This window comes from Streptomyces sp. NPDC006430 (genome assembly GCF_040612395.1).
Lineage (GTDB): Bacteria > Actinomycetota > Actinomycetes > Streptomycetales > Streptomycetaceae > Streptomyces.
On sequence record NZ_JBEXQA010000023.1, the window covers coordinates 1 to 18,288 of the forward strand.

The 18,288-nt window shown below is 70.5% G+C and carries 18 protein-coding genes; 4 read left to right on the plus strand and 14 right to left on the minus strand.

All coding sequences use genetic code 11. The features are described 5' to 3' along the window. Positions 1-281: 281 nt before the first annotated feature. The gene (locus tag ABZZ20_RS26540) at positions 282-989 is read left to right on the plus strand and encodes a YoaK family protein (RefSeq protein WP_356873712.1); all 708 of its coding nucleotides are present in this window, start codon (positions 282-284) and stop codon (positions 987-989) included. Positions 990-1,008: 19 nt separating this feature from the next. Here ABZZ20_RS26540 and ABZZ20_RS26545 read toward each other — a convergent pair whose 3' ends face one another. Then, on the minus strand, positions 1,009-1,176 hold the full coding sequence (locus tag ABZZ20_RS26545; protein ID WP_356873714.1) for a hypothetical protein: 168 nt from the start codon (positions 1,174-1,176) through the stop codon (positions 1,009-1,011). 144 nt (positions 1,177-1,320) lie between these two features. Beyond that, on the minus strand, positions 1,321-2,064 hold the full coding sequence (locus tag ABZZ20_RS26550; RefSeq protein WP_356873893.1) for a VOC family protein: 744 nt from the start codon (positions 2,062-2,064) through the stop codon (positions 1,321-1,323). A gap of 286 nt (positions 2,065-2,350) precedes the next feature. Between ABZZ20_RS26550 and ABZZ20_RS26555 the strand changes: the two genes are divergently transcribed. After that, complete coding sequence (locus tag ABZZ20_RS26555; RefSeq protein WP_356873716.1) at positions 2,351-3,997, plus strand: ubiquinol-cytochrome c reductase cytochrome b subunit; 1,647 nt, start codon at positions 2,351-2,353, stop codon at positions 3,995-3,997. A gap of 39 nt (positions 3,998-4,036) precedes the next feature. Here ABZZ20_RS26555 and ABZZ20_RS26560 read toward each other — a convergent pair whose 3' ends face one another. The 4 genes from ABZZ20_RS26560 to ABZZ20_RS26575 form a co-directional block, all read right to left on the minus strand. Further along, complete coding sequence (locus ABZZ20_RS26560) at positions 4,037-4,426, minus strand: cytochrome c oxidase subunit 4 (RefSeq protein WP_356873718.1); 390 nt, start codon at positions 4,424-4,426, stop codon at positions 4,037-4,039. Then, positions 4,416-6,098: a cytochrome c oxidase subunit I gene (gene ctaD, locus ABZZ20_RS26565; RefSeq protein WP_356873720.1), complete on the minus strand. Its 1,683-nt coding sequence runs from the start codon at positions 6,096-6,098 to the stop codon at positions 4,416-4,418. Before ctaD ends, ABZZ20_RS26560 begins: the two co-directional genes overlap by 11 nt. 141 nt (positions 6,099-6,239) lie before the next feature. After that, complete coding sequence (locus ABZZ20_RS26570) at positions 6,240-7,343, minus strand: glutamate--cysteine ligase (RefSeq protein WP_356873722.1); 1,104 nt, start codon at positions 7,341-7,343, stop codon at positions 6,240-6,242. Then, positions 7,340-7,876 (minus strand): type 1 glutamine amidotransferase domain-containing protein, encoded by a 537-nt coding sequence (locus tag ABZZ20_RS26575; protein WP_356873895.1) that lies wholly within the window; start codon positions 7,874-7,876, stop codon positions 7,340-7,342. Before ABZZ20_RS26575 ends, ABZZ20_RS26570 begins: the two co-directional genes overlap by 4 nt. Before the next feature lie 381 nt (positions 7,877-8,257). Between ABZZ20_RS26575 and ABZZ20_RS26580 the strand changes: the two genes are divergently transcribed. Further along, on the plus strand, positions 8,258-9,292 hold the full coding sequence (locus tag ABZZ20_RS26580; RefSeq protein WP_356873724.1) for an AI-2E family transporter: 1,035 nt from the start codon (positions 8,258-8,260) through the stop codon (positions 9,290-9,292). Between the two features lie 123 nt (positions 9,293-9,415). Further along, positions 9,416-10,240: a SigB/SigF/SigG family RNA polymerase sigma factor gene (locus ABZZ20_RS26585; RefSeq protein ID WP_356873726.1), complete on the plus strand. Its 825-nt coding sequence runs from the start codon at positions 9,416-9,418 to the stop codon at positions 10,238-10,240. Here the strand turns inward: ABZZ20_RS26585 and ABZZ20_RS26590 are convergent. The 8 genes from ABZZ20_RS26590 to ABZZ20_RS26625 form a co-directional block, all read right to left on the minus strand. After that, a complete protein-coding gene (locus ABZZ20_RS26590; RefSeq protein WP_356873728.1) occupies positions 10,191-10,709 on the minus strand; it encodes an ATP-binding protein in 519 nt (172 codons plus the stop codon). The two genes, ABZZ20_RS26585 and ABZZ20_RS26590, sit on opposite strands and share 50 nt — an antisense overlap. Before the next feature lie 85 nt (positions 10,710-10,794). Then, positions 10,795-12,171 carry an FAD-binding oxidoreductase gene (locus ABZZ20_RS26595; RefSeq protein ID WP_356873730.1) on the minus strand — a complete coding sequence of 459 codons (1,377 nt, stop codon included), beginning with the start codon at positions 12,169-12,171 and terminating at the stop codon, positions 10,795-10,797. Then, entirely contained in the window at positions 12,168-12,491 is a 324-nt protein-coding gene (locus ABZZ20_RS26600; protein WP_356873732.1) for a hypothetical protein, read from the minus strand. The genes ABZZ20_RS26595 and ABZZ20_RS26600 overlap by 4 nt, the downstream gene beginning before the upstream one ends. Then, positions 12,488-12,886: a cupin domain-containing protein gene (locus tag ABZZ20_RS26605; protein ID WP_356873734.1), complete on the minus strand. Its 399-nt coding sequence runs from the start codon at positions 12,884-12,886 to the stop codon at positions 12,488-12,490. The genes ABZZ20_RS26600 and ABZZ20_RS26605 overlap by 4 nt, the downstream gene beginning before the upstream one ends. Positions 12,887-13,026: 140 nt before the next feature. After that, positions 13,027-13,791, minus strand: coding sequence for a response regulator transcription factor (locus ABZZ20_RS26610; RefSeq protein ID WP_356873736.1), 765 nt, complete (start codon positions 13,789-13,791; stop codon positions 13,027-13,029). A 151-nt stretch (positions 13,792-13,942) separates the two neighbouring features. Beyond that, positions 13,943-15,664 carry a tryptophan 2-C-methyltransferase gene (tsrT, locus tag ABZZ20_RS26615; RefSeq protein WP_356873738.1) on the minus strand — a complete coding sequence of 574 codons (1,722 nt, stop codon included), beginning with the start codon at positions 15,662-15,664 and terminating at the stop codon, positions 13,943-13,945. A gap of 107 nt (positions 15,665-15,771) precedes the next feature. Continuing rightward, entirely contained in the window at positions 15,772-16,983 is a 1,212-nt protein-coding gene (locus ABZZ20_RS26620; RefSeq protein WP_356873740.1) for an acyl-CoA dehydrogenase family protein, read from the minus strand. Between the two features lie 67 nt (positions 16,984-17,050). Next, positions 17,051-18,262, minus strand: a complete 1,212-nt coding sequence (locus tag ABZZ20_RS26625) for an acyl-CoA dehydrogenase family protein (RefSeq protein WP_356873742.1) — start codon at positions 18,260-18,262, stop codon at positions 17,051-17,053. Positions 18,263-18,288: the final 26 nt, after the last annotated feature.

The following is an 18,288-nucleotide window of genomic DNA, read 5'->3' on the forward strand; positions in this document are numbered from 1 at the left end:
CGTCGGATCGGACAGTGTCGCCCTGCACCCCAACCAAACCTGACCGGGCCACCCTCAGGTTCTCAGCAGCCCTTGACTGCCAATAGGAGCATCAGTCGCCACGGGAGCGGGTCGCGGGCAGCGGGTCGCTCGCTCACGGCCGCTGCCCGCGCCGCTACGCTCTCTGCCGACCGGCGCCCCCACTCCCCGTCCCCGTCCCCCTCATCCTGGTCCTGGTCCTGGTCCTGGTCCTGCGGATCGGGTGTGCGCCCGCCGGGCCCACCTGGACAGGAAGGCGTGCGATGACTGCCGAGCGGCGCGGGATCCTGCGGCCGTTGGCCGCACTGCTGTTTCCGCCGGAGCCGGAGAGCGGGAACGCGCCCCACGGGACGCTGCCGCCGCTGCTGGTCGCGCTCACCTTCGTGAGCGGGGTGGTGGACGCGGTGAGCTTCCTCTCGCTCGACCACGTCTTCGTCGCCAACATGACCGGCAACGTGGTCCTGCTCGGGTTCGCGCTCGCCGGTGACGGCGAACTGTCGGTCGTGGCCTCCCTCTTGGCGCTCTTCGGCTTCCTGTCCGGGGCGTTCACCGCCGGCCGGTTGCGTCTCGGCCGGGAGCCGGCGCGGATGTTCGCGCCGCTGGTGGCGGCCCAGGCCGTACTGGTGGCCACCGCGCTCGCTCTGACGGCGAGCAACGCGGGCCGACTGCCGGCCGTGGTGCTGCTCGCCCTCGGCATGGGCCTGCAGAACTCCGTCGTCTTCCGGCTGGCCGTGCCCGATCTGACCACCGGCGTCGTCACCCGGGCGCTCACCGGCCTGGCCGCCAGCGCGTGGGATCACGCCGCGGTACGGCGGCTGGTGTCGGTGATGGTGCTGTTCTGCGGAGCGCTGACCGGCGGGCTGCTGACGCTGCACCACGGATCGGCCTGGGCCCTGGCACTGACGGTGGTCCTGCTCGTGTGGACTGCCGTGGCGGGCGCCCTGAACGCGGCCGTAACACGCCGCTCCTAGCGCTGTGACTCCCGGGCGGCTACGGCCGACGTGCGGGCGCCAGCGGCGCAGCTCGGCGGCGAGCGCCCTCGGACCCGATGAGGTACAGGCCGGCGGAAAGGATGCCGGCGGCCATGACGGCGGCATCCGCGGCCGGCGGCAGACCCGCCCACCACCGGCGGCCGGGCAGGGAGAACACCTGCTTCACCCTGCCAGCGGACACCGCCGGCCCACGGCCCGCGAGCGCGGTGGGCCATTGGTGCCCGGCGCCGGGCACCGCGGGGTCGGGGCGGGCGCTCCCGTGACTTCCGTGGACACGGGGCGCGGAGGTCACGGCGACGGCGACCCGGCGTCAGTCGGAGGGCGCACGGGCCACCGTGAGGGTGAACATCGCCCCCTCGGGATCGCGCAGGGAGACCCAGCGGTCGGTGGCGCTGGAGACGATGGTCGACAGCGTGGTCCCGCCGGCTGCGGTGGCCGCCTCGATGGCCTCGTCGAGGTCCGGGACGCGGAAGTAGACGTGCCACCGGGGCCTGGTCTCCGGGGCGTGCAACGCGCCCTCGATGATCCCGCCGTTCAGGCGGGCGACGGGCTCGCCCGCCTGCCGCAGGACGACCTGGTCGTCCTCGTAGGAGACCTCGCAGCACCCGGGGCGGCCGGTGGCCCACTCCAGCACCTCACCGTAGAAGATCGCCGCCTCGAAGCCGTCCCTGGTCCGCAGCTCCAGCCAGGCCGGTGCCGGGCCCCGGCCCACCCGCCAGTCGGCCGACACGCCGCCTTCCCAGATCCCGAAAACGGCCCCGTCCCGGTCGGCGGCCAGCGCACCCCGGCCGCCGGAGGGGAAGGAGACCGGGCCGACCGCGATCGTGCCGCTGCGTTCGCGGATCCGGTCCACCACCACGTCGGCGTCGTCGACGGCGAAGTACGGCGTCCACGCCACGGCGATCGGGAAATCCGCGGTCAGCGTCCCGATGCCGGCCACCGGCACCCCGTCCAACGCGGCGACCGTCCATCCCTCACCGAGTCGGGCGGGTCTGAACTTCCAGCCGAGGACCGCACCGTAGAACTGCTGGGCTCCTTGGAGATCACGGGCCATCAGGCTGACCCAGCACGGGGCGCCGAAGACCTCCCTCGTAGAAATCTCCACCACTCACGCTCCGTCCTTCGTCCCGCCCATCCTCGCGGCGGCGGTATTCCCGCGCACGTCGGGGGCGCAGCTGCTCCGGCCGGCCGGAGCAGCCGGTTCTCCCCTCCCATCATCCGTCACCACCCATGTCCGCCGTGTCTGCATTGCCCCTGAATCGTGACGTTCGGTAGCGTGGGGCGCACTCCGGGCGACACAGGAGGTACACGCGGTGCCGACGTCGACACGGAAGTCAGGCTTGGGGGAGGGAACGAAGCGCACCGCACTGCGCGGCGCCGGCGGGCTGGACGCCAGGCTCCCCCTGGCGGAGCTCACCCGTGCGGTCCTGCGCAAGGTGTTTCCCGACCACTGGTCGTTCCTGCTGGGCGAGCTGGCCCTGTACAGCTTGGTCGTCCTGCTGCTCACCGGGGTGTTCCTGACCTTCTTCTTCGACCCCTCGATGGCGGAGGCGGTCTATCGCGGCTCGTACACGCCCCTGCAAGGGGTGCGGATGTCGCAGGCCTACCTCTCCACCCTGCGGATCAGCTTCGACGTGCGCGGCGGGCTGCTGATCCGACAGGTCCACCACTGGGCGGCGATCGTCTTCATCGCCGCCATCGGCGCCCACATGCTGCGCGTGTTCTTCACCGGCGCGTTCCGGCGCCCGCGCGAGGCCAACTGGACGGTCGGCGTCACGCTGTTCCTGCTGGCGCTGCTGGAGGGGTTCGCCGGCTACTCGCTCCCCGACGACCTGCTGTCCGGTACCGGCCTGCGCATCGCCCAGGGGATCATGCTCTCCGTACCACTCGTCGGCACCTACCTCAGCATGTTCGCCTTCGGCGGCGAGTTCCCCGGTGACGACATCGTGTCCCGGCTCTACCCCGTGCACATCCTGCTCGTCCCCGGCCTACTGCTGGCCCTGGTCACCGTGCACGTCGTGCTGGTCTTCGTGCTGAAGCACACCCAGTGGCCGGGACGCGGCAGGACCGGCCGCAATGTCGTGGGCCTCCCGCTGTTCCCCCAGTACATGGCCAAGTCCGGCGGGCTGTTCTTCACCGTCTTCGGCGTGCTGACCTGCCTCGGAGCCGTGGCGCAGGTCAACCCCATCTGGGTGTACGGCCCCTACCGCCCCGATCTGGTCTCCACCGGCTCCCAACCGGACTGGTACATCGGGTTCCTGGAGGGGGCGCTGCGGCTGATGCCCGGTGTGGAGACCCGTGCCTGGGGCCATACCCTGAGCTGGAACCCGCTGGTGACGGGCGTACTGCTGCCCGGGATGCTCTTCACCGCCCTGTACGCCTACCCCTTCTTCGAGCGCTGGATCACCAGCGGGACGGGCGAGCGGCACCTGTGCGACCGGCCGCGCGACCGGCCGGTGCGCACGGGACTCGGGGTGGCGGCCCTCTCGTGCTACGCGGTGCTGCTCGTGGCGGGCGGTCAGGACATCGTGGCGTTCGTCTTCGACGTGTCCGTGAGTGCGGTGACGTGGGTGCTGCGCGCCGCCTTCTTCGTGGTTCCGGTGGCGGCGTTCTGGCTGACCAGGCGGCTGTGTCTGGCCCTTCAGGCGCAGGAGGCGGGCCGCCTGGCCGGGGGCGTCGAGTCCGGGCTCGTGCGCCAGGACGCCGGGGGCGGCTTCCACCCGGAGCACCGGCCCCTGTCGGCCGACGAGCGGTACGGCCTGCTCGTACGGGAACGGCCGCAGCCCCGGCGAGCGCCCTCCTCCGCGGGCGGCGGGCGGCTGCGGGTCCTGGTGAACCGCTCGCGGGCGGCGATCGGCTCCTGGTACTACCGGGATCGGGTCATCCTTCCGACGACCCCCTCACAGCGGCGCAAGGCCACGGCCATCGTCGCAGGACCGGACCGCCCGTCGCACGGATCGGACGGATCGGACGGATCGGACGGCTGAGCAAGACCGGTACGCGGCCGGGCTCAGGCCCGGGCCCGGCTACTCGGGGTGGTCGAGGTCCTGGAAGGCGAAGCCCAGGACCCCGGGCAGCAGCACCCCGCACCCGATGAGGCACAACCACAGCCCCTGCACCACGCCCAGCCCCACCAGCGCGCTGCCCGCGGCGGCCACGACCGGGAAGTAGCTGCGGGCCGGAAAGAATCCCCGCCGGCCGGCCGCTTCCCGCACCTCTCCCGTACTGCGGTCCTCCGGCCGCTCTCCGCCGCGCCGGTGTTGGCGCCAGAAGAACGCGGCGACCAGGCTCGCCATGAGGAAGGACACGCCCAGGGCGGCAGTTCCTGCCGGCTCCGCGGAGAACCATCCGTAGACGGCGGTCGTGGCCCCGAAGAACAGGGCCGTGCCGGTGAAGAGCCAGGCCTCAGTCTTCACGGGGCACCTCCGGGTGGTGCAGGTCGAAGGCCGGGGACTCGGAGCGGATCCGGGGCAGGACGCCGAAGTTGTGCCGCGGCGGCGGACAGCCGGTCGCCCATTCGAGCGAACGGCCCCATCCCCAGGGGTCGTCGACGGTGACCCGCTCGCCGTGGCGCTGGGTCTTCCACACGTTGTAGAGGAACGGCAGCGTGGACAGGCCCAGGAGGAAGGCACCGATGCTGGAGACCGTGTTGAGGGCGGTGAAGCCGTCGCTCGCCAAGTAGTCCGCGTACCGGCGGGGCATGCCCGCCTCTCCGAGCCAGTGCTGGACCAGGAACGTGGTCTGGAAGCCGATGAACAGCGTCCAGAAGTGGATCTTCCCGAGCCGCTCGTCGAGCATCCGGCCGGTGAGCTTGGGCCACCAGAAGTAGAAGCCGCCGAAGGTGGCGAACACGATCGTGCCGAAGAGGACGTAGTGCAGGTGGGCGACGACGAAGTAGCTGTCCGTCAGGTGGAAGTCCATCGGCGGCGAGGCCACCAGAACGCCCGTCAGCCCCCCGAGGAGGAACGTGACGAGGAAGCCGACCGACCACAGCATCGGCGTTTCGAAGGACAGCGACCCCTTCCACATGGTCCCGATCCAGTTGAAGAACTTCACCCCCGTCGGGACGGCGATCAGGAAGGACAGGAGGGAGAAGAAGGGCAGCAGGACCGCGCCCGTGGCGAACATGTGGTGCGCCCACACCGTCGCGGACAGGCCGGTGATGGCGATCGTGGCGGCGATCAGGGACACGTAGCCGAACATCGGCTTCCGGCTGAAGACCGGGAGGATCTCGCTCACCACGCCGAAGAACGGCAGGGCGACGATGTACACCTCCGGATGACCGAAGAACCAGAAGAGGTGCTGCCACAGCAGCGCACCCCCGTTGGCCGGGTCGAAGACGTGCGCGCCGAACTTCCGGTCCGCTTCCAGGACCAGCAGGGCGGCGGTCAGTACGGGGAAGGCCAGGAGCGCCAGGATGGACGTGAAGAGCACGTTCCAGGTGAAGATCGGCATGCGGAACAGCGTCATGCCCGGCGCGCGCAGGCAGACGATGGTGGTGATGAAGTTGACCGCGCCGAGGATGGTGCTCAGACCCGATACGGCCAGTCCCATGATCCACAGGTCGGCGCCGGAGCCCGGTGAGTACGGGGCCCCGTTGAGGGGTGCGTAGGCGAACCAGCCGAAGGCCGCGGCCCCGTCCGGCGTCAGGAAGCCGGAGACGACCAGGAGTCCACCGAAGAGGTACACCCAGTAGGTGAAGGCGTTGAGCCGCGGAAAGGCCACGTCGGGCGCGCCGATCTGCAGCGGCATGACCGCGTTGGCGAAACCAGTGAAGGTCGGGGTCGCGAACAGCAGCATCATGATCGTGCCGTGGACGGTGAACAGTTCGTTGTACTGCTGGTTCGAGAAGATCTGCGTTCCGGGGCGGGCGAGCTCTGCGCGCATCAGCAGGGCCAGCACCCCACCGAACAGGAAGTAGGCGAAGGCCGTCACGAGGTAGAGGTTGCCGATCACCTTGTGGTCGGTGGTCGACAGCCAGCGCACTACCGCCGCGCCTTGCCCGACACGTCGTGAGGTGCGCCGCTCGACGGGTTCGGTGCCTTCGACGGGGGGTGTCGCGTGCGGTGGTCCGTCCAGTGACGTCATCCGTCCTCCAGATTCTCGCCGCGTCGAGAACGGGCGGCCGCCGTGCTTGTATCCCACTCCCCTACAGGTTGCGGGGCGTCACGGTCGGGCGGCGCGCCGCGGAGGGACCCGGGCCGGGCCGGATGTGCGGGCCGGCGGGGGTCAGCCGCCGGCTCCGGGGAGCTGTGCGGTGATCAGGTCGGCGAGGGCCGGCATGCCGCCCTGCGCGAGGGCCCTGCGCTGCCGGTCCGCGGGCGTGCCCTGTTGGAGGAGCCGGTGCAGCAGGGCGCTCACCTCGCGCAGGTCCCCGGCCTCCTCCAGGGCGGGGGTGATGTACTGCATCAGCAGGCAGAGCACGTCGCCGGCGCTGCGGTTGTGCCCCATCGGATCGACGAGCGTGCTGTCGAGGCCGTGCCGGGCGGCGTGCCACATCGCGGCCTGCAGTAGCTCGGGGGCGCACTCCACCGGTGCGGCGCCGGCCTTCTCCTCGGCGATCGCGGTGCTGAGCAGTCCGCGGATGATCCCGGTGAGCAGGACTGCCTCGGTCGCGTCCAACTGCACGTCCAGGCAGCGCACCTCCAGCGTGGGGTAGCGCTCGGACAGCCGGGCCTGCCAGTACACCTGCCCCCGGTCCGCGATCACCCCCGCCTCCATCAGCGCGTCGATGCGTTGCTCGTAGTCGGCGAGCGTACGAAAGTACGGTGGCGGGCCGCTGACCGGCCAACGGCCGAAGACGATGGTGCGCCAGCTGGCGAATCCGGTGTCACGCCCGTCCCACAGGGGCGAGTTCGCCGACATGGCGAGCAGCGTCGGAAGCCATACGCGCAGTCGGTTCAGGGCGGCGACGCCCATCTCCCGGTCGGGCACCGCCACGTGCACGTGCATGCCGTTGATCAGCTGCTCGTCCACCAGCCTGCGGGCTTCCTCGCGCATCTTGAGGTAGCGCGGCTTCTGGGTGACCGGAACTGGCACCTCCGCGTCTCTCAGCGGCGCCGTGGCGGAGGTGGCGAGCAGACAGCCGTGCTCGTCCGCGGCGGCTCCCAGCGCGTGCCGCAGGCGCAGCAGGTGCCCGCCCACCTCCTCCAGGTCCGTGCAGATGGGCGTGGCGACCTCGACCTGCGCCTGGAGCAGCTCGTTCTGCACCTCGCCCTCGTCCACCAGGGACGCGAGGCCCCCTGCGGCCCGTACGTCCTCCGCCCGGGCCACCGGCAGATGGGTGACGGCGTCCAACAGCACGTACTCTTCCTCAACCCCGACCGTGATCATGTCGCGACGAACTCCTTGACGAGGGCAGCGCAGAAGGCGTCCAGATCGGCCGGCTTGCGGCTGGTGACCAGCGTGGACGGGGCGGCGCGACAGACGTGGACCTCCTCGTCGACCCAGGTACCGCCCGCGTTGCGGACGTCCGTGGCCAGGCTCGGCCAGGAGGTCAGCGTCCTGTCCCGGACGACGTCGGCCTCCACCAGCATCCAGGGGGCGTGACAGATCGCCGCGACGGGTTTGCCGGCCTCGAAGAAGCTCCGGACGAAGCCCACGGCCCGCCGGTCCGTCCGCAGCGCGTCCGGGTTGGCGAGGCCACCGGGTAGGACGAGTGCGTCGAAGGCCTCGGCGGTGTCGCCCGCGAGCACGTGGTCGACGGTGAACCGGCCCGCCTTCTCCAGGTGGTGGTACGCGCGTACCTGCCCCGCTCTGGTCGAGACCAATTGCGGGTTCCATCCGGCCCTGATCACGGCCTTCCAGGGTTCGGTGAGCTCGATCTCCTCGACGCCTTCGGGCGCCATCAGAAAGGCGGTGCGCACCAGGTCCACCTCCTCCGGTTCAGGGCGTCGGCGCGGTCGGCGCCGATCGGTGCGGTTGCGCGGGTCCTGCGCCTGCCCGGCGGGCGCCTCGTCCAGCACGGGAGGCGAGCCCGTCCCGGGGGTGGGCATTCGGCGGTTCCTTCGGGCGAATCTGGTCCCGCATGCGTGCAGCACCAGTCCCAGCGTGGCAGTTCGTGGGGAAATATACCTATTGGGCCACGGCAGAGGCGGTACATGACCAGGCGATCCGCAGGGCGGCCGGAGCCCCGCCCGAACGGGCCGCGTACGGAGGGCCAGCAATCCCCCGTACGGGTGACCGCCCGGCGCGTAAGGGGCCCGCGGCCGGGCGGGCGGCCGACCGTCGGACCGTCCGGGTCCTCCGTGTCGCCGCTCCTACGCACTGCCTCGGAGCACGCCTGGCGGCTGCTGGTGGTGGGCGCCCTCGTGTACGTGGTGTTCATCGTGCTGGGTCGCTTCCACGAGGTCGGACTGGCCGTCTTCCTCGGCCTGGTCGTGGCCGCGCTGCTGCGCCCGGTGGCCGATCTGCTGGCCCGCTGGATTCCGCGCTCGCTCGCCGTGGCCTGCTCGCTGGTGGGGAGCATCGTGCTCGCGCTCGGCGCGCTCGCTTTCGTCGGGGAGACCGTGGCCGCGGAATGGAACTCGCTCGTGGCCGAGTTCCGAGTGGGGCTGGACCGCCTCCAGCCCCTGCTGGAGCAGCCGCCCCTGCGGTTGAGCCCCCATGCGCTGAGCGACCTGCGGGACCGGATCGGTTCGTACCTCTCCAGTCATCGCGCGACCCTGCTCAGCACGGCCGTGAGTGGCGCCGGGCGGCTCGTGGCGGCCCTCACCGTGGTGGCGCTGTCGCTGTTCTGCTCGGTCTTCTTCATCTATTCGGGTGACCGGCAGTGGCAGTGGCTGTGCAGCCAGTTCCCGCGGGGCGGCCAGGAGCGGCTGGCGGTGGCGGGGCGCGCGGCGTGGCGGACGTTCACCGGATACACCCACGGCATCGTGCTCGTCGCCGCGACCAACGCGGTCCTCGTGGGCGTGGCGCTCTACGCCCTGGGTGTGCCGCTGGCCGTGCCGCTCGCGCTGCTGGAGTTCTTCGCCGCGTTCATCCCGCTGATCGGCTCTCCGGTCGCCCTGGCGGTGGCCGTGGTGGTCGCGCTGGCGGCCAAGGGTCCGCTGGTCGCCGCACTCGTGGTCGCCCTGATCGTGATCATCGGGCAGATCGAGGGACACCTGCTGCACCCGCTGCTGATGAGCTGGGCGGTACGCCTCCACCCGCTGGTGGTGGCCCTGTCCGTGGTCGCGGGCGCCATCGCCGCAGGCGTGCTGGGCGCGGTGGTGGCGGTGCCGCTGGTATCGGTCCTCTGGTCGGTGCGCCAGGCCCTGCGCTCCCCGACGGCAGGCGCGTGAGCCGCTCGGCGCCGCCGCCGCGGCTTCAGGCCCCCCGGACGGGGGTATATCCCGGAGGACAGCTCACGAGACGGCCGTGCCGCACGGAGGCACGCGGTGCGACCACCCGTCGGAGGAGCCCACATGCTGTACGCACAGGTCACCGAAGGCATACCGCAGGACACGCTGAGTGTGAGCACCGGCGAGGCCCGGACGCTGTCGGAGGCACTGTTCCACCGGCTGCGGAGCCTCGAAGAGGGCAGCGCCGAGTACTCCTACGTCCGCAACACCCTCGTGGAGCTCAACCTGAGCCTGGTGAAATACGCTGCCCGTCGGTTCCGCGGCCGGAGCGAGCCGATGGAGGACATCGTCCAGGTCGGCACGATCGGTCTGATCAAGGCGATCAACCGGTTCGACCCGGAGCGGGGGGTGGGGTTCACCACCTTCGCGATCCCGACCATCGTCGGCGAGGTCAAGCGTTTCTTCCGCGACACCAGCTGGGCGGTCAAGGTGCCCCGGCGGCTCCAGGAGCTGCGGCTCGATGCCGCCAAGGCCCACGACGCCCTGGAGCAGGACCTCGGGCGCGAGCCCACGGACGCCGAACTGGCCGGGCAGCTCCAGGTCACCTGCGAGGAGCTCGCGGAGGGGCAGAGGGCCGCGCACGCCTACTCCGCACGCTCCCTCGACGCACCGACCTCACAGGAGGACGGCGACCGGGAGGGCCATGCCGAGCGGCCCTCGCTCGGCATGGAGGAGACGGCGTACGACAAGATCGAGTGCCTGGAGTCCCTCAAGCCGATCCTGGCCGGACTGCCCGCGCGGGAACGCACGCTGCTCTCGCTGCGCTTCGGCGAGGGGCTGACGCAGTCCGAGATCGGCGATCGGCTGGGGCTGTCGCAGATGCACGTGTCGCGGCTGCTCAACCGGACCCTGGCCGCCCTGCGGACGAGCCTCCTGGAAGACCCGTGACCGGGGCCGGGGGCAGCGGCGGACGCCCCACCGGAACGGGGACTTCCGCCCACACCGTCTTGCCGATGCGCCCGTCGGCGTAGGGCTCCCAGCCCCAGGCGCGGGCGAGTCGCTCCAGGATGACCAGGCCGTGCCCGAGCGGGAGGGCGGGGTCCTCGGTCCCCAGGCGACGGGGGTGCTGGGGGCTCCCGTCGCCGACCTCGATGCGCAGCCGTGCGGCACTGCGACGCAGGGCCAGTGCGTGGGGCCCGCCCGCATGGACGCAGGCGTTGCTGACCAGTTCGGACACGATGAGCAGGACGTCCTCGGCGGCCTCCCGCAGGTCCGCGTCGTCCTCCCGGCCGGCCGCTTCGACCGGGCCGGTGAGCCAGCGCCAGTCGACGAGTGCGCGCCGGGTGAAGTCCCGGCAGCGGGTCACGGTGCCCTGGGTCCCTCCGCCGAGGACCAGCGTGCGGGTCTCCTCGCTCATGGAGTCCGCCTACCCAAAGCGGAGGGGAAAACTCCATGAGGACGGGACCGCCCGGCCGGAGACGGCGCCGCGTCGACCCGTCCGCTCAGGAACCGATGCTCTGTCCGAAGCTGAAGAAGCCGTCGGGGTCGACACGCTTCTTGATCTCCACGAGCCGCGGATAGTTGGCGCCGTAATAGGCCGTGCGCCAGTCGGGCAGGTCCGGGTCGATGAAGTTCTGGTACGCGCCGTCGGTCACGTACGGCGCGACCGCTTCCCGCAGCCCCGCCAGCCAGCGGAGATTGGCTTCGACGGTGGCCGGACCGTCGTGTTCGGCCCAGGAGGTGTCCATGCTGACCAGGAACCGGGCGTCCCGGTGGACGAACGCGGTGTCGGCCGGGGCCACTCGGTTGATCGCGCCGCCCCAGGTGTACAGGGCCAGACCGCAGCCGTCCGGGTTGTCACTGCCCGGCCGGCGTTCGAGCCGGGCGAGGACCGCGGCCACGGCCTCGGCGGGCAGCGGCCCGGTGGCGAAGTTGGTCCGCACGGCGAACGGTCCGCCGGAGGTCTCGTGCAGCAGATAGTCCTTGGCCTCCCAGAACGTCCGGTCCGCTATGTCCTCGCGCACCGGACGGACCGCTGCGAGCACCGGGGCGAGCAGGTCCCGCAGTTCGCTCGCGGGGCCGAGGTGCAACCCGACGGCGGACACCACGGGATCCGAGCCGCCGGCCGCGCTGACGCCCAGGCGGACCGAGAACTCGTCCGGTGCCCGGAGCGCGACCTCCTGCACCGCCGCGAAGGCACGGGGGGCGTCGCCCCCCTCCCACAGCAGCAGGCAGGTGGAGACGTCCGACACGGCGGTGGCCCGGAAGGTGAAGGAGAGGTTGATGCCGAAGTTCCCGCCGCCACCGCCGCGGCAGGCCCAGTACAGGTCCGGGTTCTCCTGTTCGTCGCAGGTCAGCACCTGCCCGTCCGCGGTCATGAGGGTGGTCCGTACGAGCGCGTCCGCGGTGAGCCCGAGCTTGCGCGAGGTGGAGGAGGAGCCACCGCCGAGCGTGAGGCCGGCGATGCCGACCGAGGCTCCGTTGCCCAGCGCGAACGCCATCTCGTGGGGTTGGACCGCGGCGTAGACGTCGGCCATGCGAGCGCCGCCCGCGGCCGTGACGAGCCCGGTGGTGCCGTCGACGGACACCCGGTTGAGCGCGCTGAGGTCGACGACCAGACCGGAGGTGACCGAGTGGCCCGCGTAACTGTGGCCACCGCTGCGGGCGACGAGGTGGACGCCCGTGTCGCGGGCCCACTCGATGGCGTGCCGTACGTCGGCGTGGTTGGCCGCGGACACGACGCCGCTCGGCGCGGTCGAGGCGAAGCGCGTGTTGAACGGGGCGCTGGCCGCGCGGAATCCGGACGCGCCGGGACGCAGCACGCGGCCCGCCACGGTCTTCTCCAGACGCTGCCAGTCCGCCTCGGATGCGCCGTTCACCGCACCTCCTCGATGTAGGAGACCCCGGTCGCGGCGTGCGGGCCGTAGCGCTCCCAGACCTCGCGCAGCCGCAGGCGGCCGTCGTCGGCCACCTCGGGGGTGTTGACGGTGCGCCCGCAGACCACCTCGCCGGTCGCGAACACGATGGTGTAGCCCATGGAGAGGGTGCCGTCCGGCCTGCACGTGCCGACGGTCCACCCGCGCCGCACCGCGCCGCCGACGACCTCTCCCCAGACCAGATCGCCCTGTTGGTGGTAGACGGCGACGGTCCGGGTGTCGCCCTGTGGCGTGCGGAACCTCCGCCCCTCGTAGTCGATCACGTGGTCGAGTCCGCTCCGTCCGTCTCCCCACCCTCGTGCCGCAGCTCGTGGGCGAGGAAGTCCTCCGACATGCTCCGCCCCCACCAGATCGCGTAGTACGAGAAGTCCTCGTCGTGCTCGTTGACGACGAAGTGCTCCGTTGCGGCCCTCATGAGTGCGATGTCGCCGGCCGCCAGGGCGTGGCGCCGGCCGTTGCAGACCACTTCGGCACGGCCGGACAGGGCGATGAACAGCTCGCGTTCGTGATGGGCGTGCGCCTCCGACACGTCGCCGGGACGCAGAATGCACCAAGCCCCGCGAAATGGCGCCTCTAGCCCCGGCCACGGCTGAAGGAGTTTGAGATCCAGTCCGTGGGCCCGGACCGCATTGTCCGGCTCACCCGTGCGAATGGTCACGTCGGCTTGTTCCAGGTCGGTCAACGTACAGCTCCGATCGACGTCGAGCAATTCCCGTGGCGGGCGACGACGATCAGGCTAGGAGCAGACCTCTCCCTTTCGACAGGGGAACTATTCCCCTGTCGAAAGGGAATCTGACATCAGCCCTGTCCCAGGCCGGCGTCGCGGGCCAGCACGATGGCTTGCGCGCGATCGGCCACACCGAGTTTTCCGAAAATCACGGACACACGGTTGCTGATGGTCTTCGACGCGAGGACGAGCTCTCGGGCGATGGCCGCATTCGACTTGCCCGCGGCAATGCGTTCCAGTACGTCCCGCTCCCGGTCGGTGAGCTGAGGGAACGGGTAGCAGTACGGTCCGCTCGCCTGGCGCATCAGGGCGCCGAGCCGACCCGCGATCGACTTGTCCACGATGGCCTCGCCGGCCGCGACCGCCAGGATGCCGCGCAGGATCTGGTCCGCATCGGCCCGCTTGACGAGATAGCCGCGCGCCCCGGCCTGGAGCGCCGAGGTGATGACCTCGTCGTCGTCGACCGAACTGAAGGCGAGGACACCGGTTTCCGGCCTTAAGCTGAGCACCTGGGCTATCACGCGCATTCCAGCGGGTTCGTCCATCAGCGGGTCGACCACGAGGACGTGGGGCCGGCAGCGCGAGGTCTCGGCGATGACCTCGTCCGCCGTGGCGGCTTCGCCGACGACGGCTATCCCCCCGGACCGTTCGAGGACGGACCGGACGCCGTGGCGGATCGCGGGCTGCGCATCGGCGAGCACGACGGTGACGGTGGTACGGGGTCTACTGACGACCGCGAGATCGCCGTCGGGCCGTCGGCCCGCGAACTCCCTTTGCACCTCATCGGGTGACGACAGTGGCCGGAGCAACCCCTTGATGTTGGTTTTCTGATGCATTTATACCTTCCCCCCGACTCGATCGTTCACGGCGGCCCAGGCCGACCGACCGTCACCAGAGTGATGCAGAGGCCAGTCATACCGCAACGGTCAGGGGAATATCCGTGGAGCGAGATAATCATGTCAGCAATGACATTCACATCCGGCCATGTCAACTACCGATCGATCCTGCTAGTCCTACCTCTTGTGCTCGACGAAGAATTGCTTCTCGGTCCCGCCAATGAGCCCAGAACGCTCCGGTGTATCCGAGCCCACTGAGACTGGTCAGGAACGGGTTGTCCGCATAGTTGTTGTCGTGCTCGCTGGAGCCGGACAGCGTCGGCAGCATCACCCGGTGGTAGTCACCGGGATCGACGAGCTCCCAGAGCAGCTCCACGGACCGGCTCCACCGTCCGGAAGGGTCGGCGACCGTGGCGGCGTCCTCCAGCAGGTCGGGCGAGAAGTAGCAGACCAGGCGGAAGTTGCCTGACGCGTCGAACATGAACTGCCGCTCGTACTCCACCGGGCCGGAGCACTTGGCCAGCGGCTTCAGCACGATCGGCTCGGCGGCGGTGTTGGATTGCAGGCCCGCCACCGTGCGCACCCCGTCGCACTGCTCGGCCATCGAGATGCCCAGCGGGGTGTGGGGGAAGAGGCGCAGCCCCAGGGAGAACCCGGTCACGGTGGCGTCCAGCGCCATGAACGCCTCGACGCACTCGCGCATGCTCTGCGGCGTCTCGCCGGGCATTCCGAACAGCGCCTCGACCATCGTCAGCATGCCGTTGGCGTGGCAGAGCCGGACCAGCTTCTCCGTGTCGGCGAAGGAGTAGTAGGTGGTGCCCTTCTCCGTGACCTTCCAGCCGTTGAGCATGTCCGCGCGCACGTGGTCGGAACCCACGTTCACACCGCGGCACCCCGCGGCCGCCAGCAGTTCGGCGAACTCCTCGTCGAACGGGGCGGGCTGGCAGTAGACCCACAGCCGCAGCTCGTTCAGCGGATTCCCGGCATCCGCGTGTTTGCGCCGTACGATCTCGCGCAGCAGGCTCTTGGCGTGGGAGATGGACAGGTTGAACTCGCTGTCGGTCGTGTGCTGGTCGAAGATGCCCTGCTCGGCGAGCGACTGCATCTCGTCGACCACGGCGGCGACGTCGCGCCGACCGAAGCGGATGCCCTTGGCGTCCGGCTCCACGCAGTGTGAACAGCGGTAGGTGCAGCCGTTCTTGGTGAGGATGCCCGCCAGTCCGCCGCGCTGGTAGTACAGCAGGTTGTCCACCTTGTGCGGCTCTCCAGAGCGGCGCAGGTACGTGCCGGCCCGGTCCACCTGCCACGCCCGGTCCTCGAACTGCCCGGCGCTCGGCGGCGGCAGGCTGCGGCGGGGCGGTGGGACGAGCGCCGGGGGCGGCACCCGGGTGACTCCCTGCGGGCCGTTGCGCAGGAGCCCGGGCACCGTGCCCGGGTCACGGCCGGTGACCAGCGCGTCGGCGAGGTCGCAGATGATCTGCTCACCGGGCCCCTTGACGCCGAAATCGATGCCGAAGTAGTCGACCAGGGCGAAGGGCATGGCCGAGAAACCGATTCCGCCGCCGATGATCGGGGCGTCGGTCAGGCGCCTGATCTCGGTGATGATCTCCTTGTGCTCCCCCACGAAGGGACGCTGCTCGAAGGCGTAGACCGTATCGGTATTGCGGATGGTGACGCCCACGAGCAGGGGGCTGCGCGCCCCGAAGTACTCGCTCAGGTACGACTTCCAGTCCTCTCGGTGGAAGGTGAGGTCGATCACCTCGACCTCGAAGTCGGCGGCTTCCAACGCGGTGGTGAGCACGTCGAGCGCGTAGGGCGCGATCGGCGGGTGCACCTTGTTGGGGTTGACCAGTAGTACGAGACCTCTACCCATCGGTTCTCCTCCCCCGTGGCCTGCGCGCAGGCGAATGGCCGCCGCGGACCCCTCCCGTCGGGTACTCGGGGTCCACGCGGCGTACGAAGTGAAATATGCGGATTGCCCTACTTGACGATGCCGAGACAGATGCCGAACTCGGGCTTCGAGTCCAGCAGGTAGGCGCCGGCCGATTGGAGGATGCGGTCCTGGGCGGTGGCGTGCTGGCACATGGTGGTGGTGTCGCGCATCCAGCGGTCCATCGGCGAGGACCGGTTGATCGACCAGGCCTGGTGCAGGTCGTAGAGGCGGTTCACGATCGCCCGCGAGGTCCTGAAGGCGTGCACCCAAGACAGCGGTGACGCGGCCCGTTCCACCGGGGTGAGGTCGTCCAGGGTGCCGCCGGCGGCCAGGACCTCCCACTGTCGGCTCATGCTCGCGTAGACCCCGTTGCGGGTGGCGTTGAAGTCGGCTTCGCACTCCGCGAGGGCAACCTGCACGCGGAAGGTGTCCGCCCACGGCGTGTTGGTCATCCTGTCCACCCGGGTGAGCGCCGTTTCCCGGGCGTGGTCCAGCGCGGCGCGGGCCACGCCGAGCGCGACACCGCACATGCTGCGGGTGAAGGCATCCGGCTGGGCGAGCGGCCCCGGTCGTCCCTTCACCGTGCCGAAGTTGTACGTGTGTTCCTCGGGCACGAACACGTCGGTCATCTTGTAGTCGCAGCTGCCCGTACCGCACATGCCCGTGGTGTCCCAGTTGTCGATGACCTCGACCTGCGCGCGCGGCACCAGGAACTGGCGCGACGCGTGCGCGTTGCTGCCGTCGGGACTCGCCCACGGCTCGCCGTCCTGGTAGATGAACGCCCCCGAGGTCACCCAGTCGGCATGGGTGATCCCGCTGCCGAACGACCACCGGCCACTGAGCCGGAAACCCCCGGGAACCCGTTCGGCACGGCCGGTGGGCTGGAGCAGCCCGGCGGTGATCGTGTCCGGGCCGGGGAACATCTCCTTGGCGACGGCAGGCTCCAGGAAGGCGCTGTAGACGCCCGTGCTCGCGCCCATCACCCCGCACCAGGCGGCGGAAGCGTCCCCGTAGGCCAAGGCTTCGACGACCTCGGTCATCTCCATCGAGGTCAGCTCGGGGCCGCCCCACTCACGGCCGAAGGCCATCCGGAAGACCCCTGCACCGCGCAGCAGGTCGACCACGTCGGCGGGCAGCCGCCGTGCCCGCTCGATCTCGTCCGACTTCTCCCGCAGGAGCGGAGCCAGCTCCTTCGCGCGGGCGAGGATCTCCGCCGCGGTTCCCGGCACCTCGGCCACCGGAGTCCGGACCATGCTCATGTGATTGCCCCCCAGCTGATTGGTCGTACGGGTCGTACGGGGTCGGTCGCGGACGGATGAGGCCGCCCTACTTGACGATGCCGAGGCTCATCCGGAACTTGGGCGGACGGCCCAGCAGGTAGGCGCCGCCCGATTCGAGGATCAGGTCCGAGGCGGCGACGTGCTGGCACATGGTCGCGGTGTCGCGCATCCAGCGGTCCATCGGCGAGGACCGGTTGATCGACCAGGTCTGGAGCAGGTCGTAGAGCCGGTTCACGATCGCCCGCGAGGTCCTGAAGGCGTGCACCCAGGCGAGGGAGGACGCGGCCCGTTCCACCGGGGTGAGGTCGTCCAGGGTGCCGCCGGCGGCCAGGACCTCCCAGTGCCGTCGCGAGCTGCCGTAGACCCCGTTGCGGGTGGCGTTGAACTCCGCCTCGCACTCGGCGAGGGTGACCTGCGCGCGGAAGGTGTCCGCCCACGGCGTGTTGGTCATCCGGTCCACCCGGGTGAGCGCCGTCTCCCGGACGTGGTCCAGCGCGGCGCGGGCCACGCCGAGCGGCACGGCGCTCAGGCTGCGCATGAAGGAGTCCGGCTGGGCGAGCGGGCCGGGCCTGCCCTTCACGTTGTAGAAGGTGAAGGTGTGCTCCTCGGGCACGAACACGTCGGTCATCGTGTAGTCGCAACTGCCGCTGCCGCACAAGCCCGTGGTGTCCCAGTTGTCGATGACCTCGACCTGCGCGCGCGGCACCAGGAACTGGCGCGACGCGTGCGCGTTGCTGCCGTCGGGACTCGCCCACGGCTCGCCGTCCTGGTAGATGAACGCCCCCGAGGTCACCCAGTCGGCATGGGTGATCCCGCTGCCGAACGACCACCGGCCACTGAGCCGGAAACCCCCGGGAACCCGCTCGGCACGGCCGGCCGGCGCGATCAGCCCCGCGGTGATCACGTCCAGGTTGGGGAACACCTCCTTGACCGTGGCGGGTTCCAGGAAGTTGCTGATCGCCCCGGTCATGGCGCCGATCGCCGCACACCAGCCCGCCGAGGCGTCCCCGTAGGCCAGCGTTTCGACGATCTCGACCTGCTCCATCGAGGTCAGCTCGGGGCCGCCCCACTCACGGCCGAAGCACATCCGGAACACGCCGGTGTCCCGCAGCATCTGCACGACGTCCTGCGGCAGTTGCCGGGCCTGCTCGATCTCCTGCGACCGTTCACGCAGCCGCGGGGCCAGCGCCTTCGCACGGTCGAGGATCTCCGCCGCGGTTCCGGGCGCCTCGGCCCCCGGGTTCCAGGTCGTGCTCATGTGGTCCCCCTCAGGTGTTGGTGTGT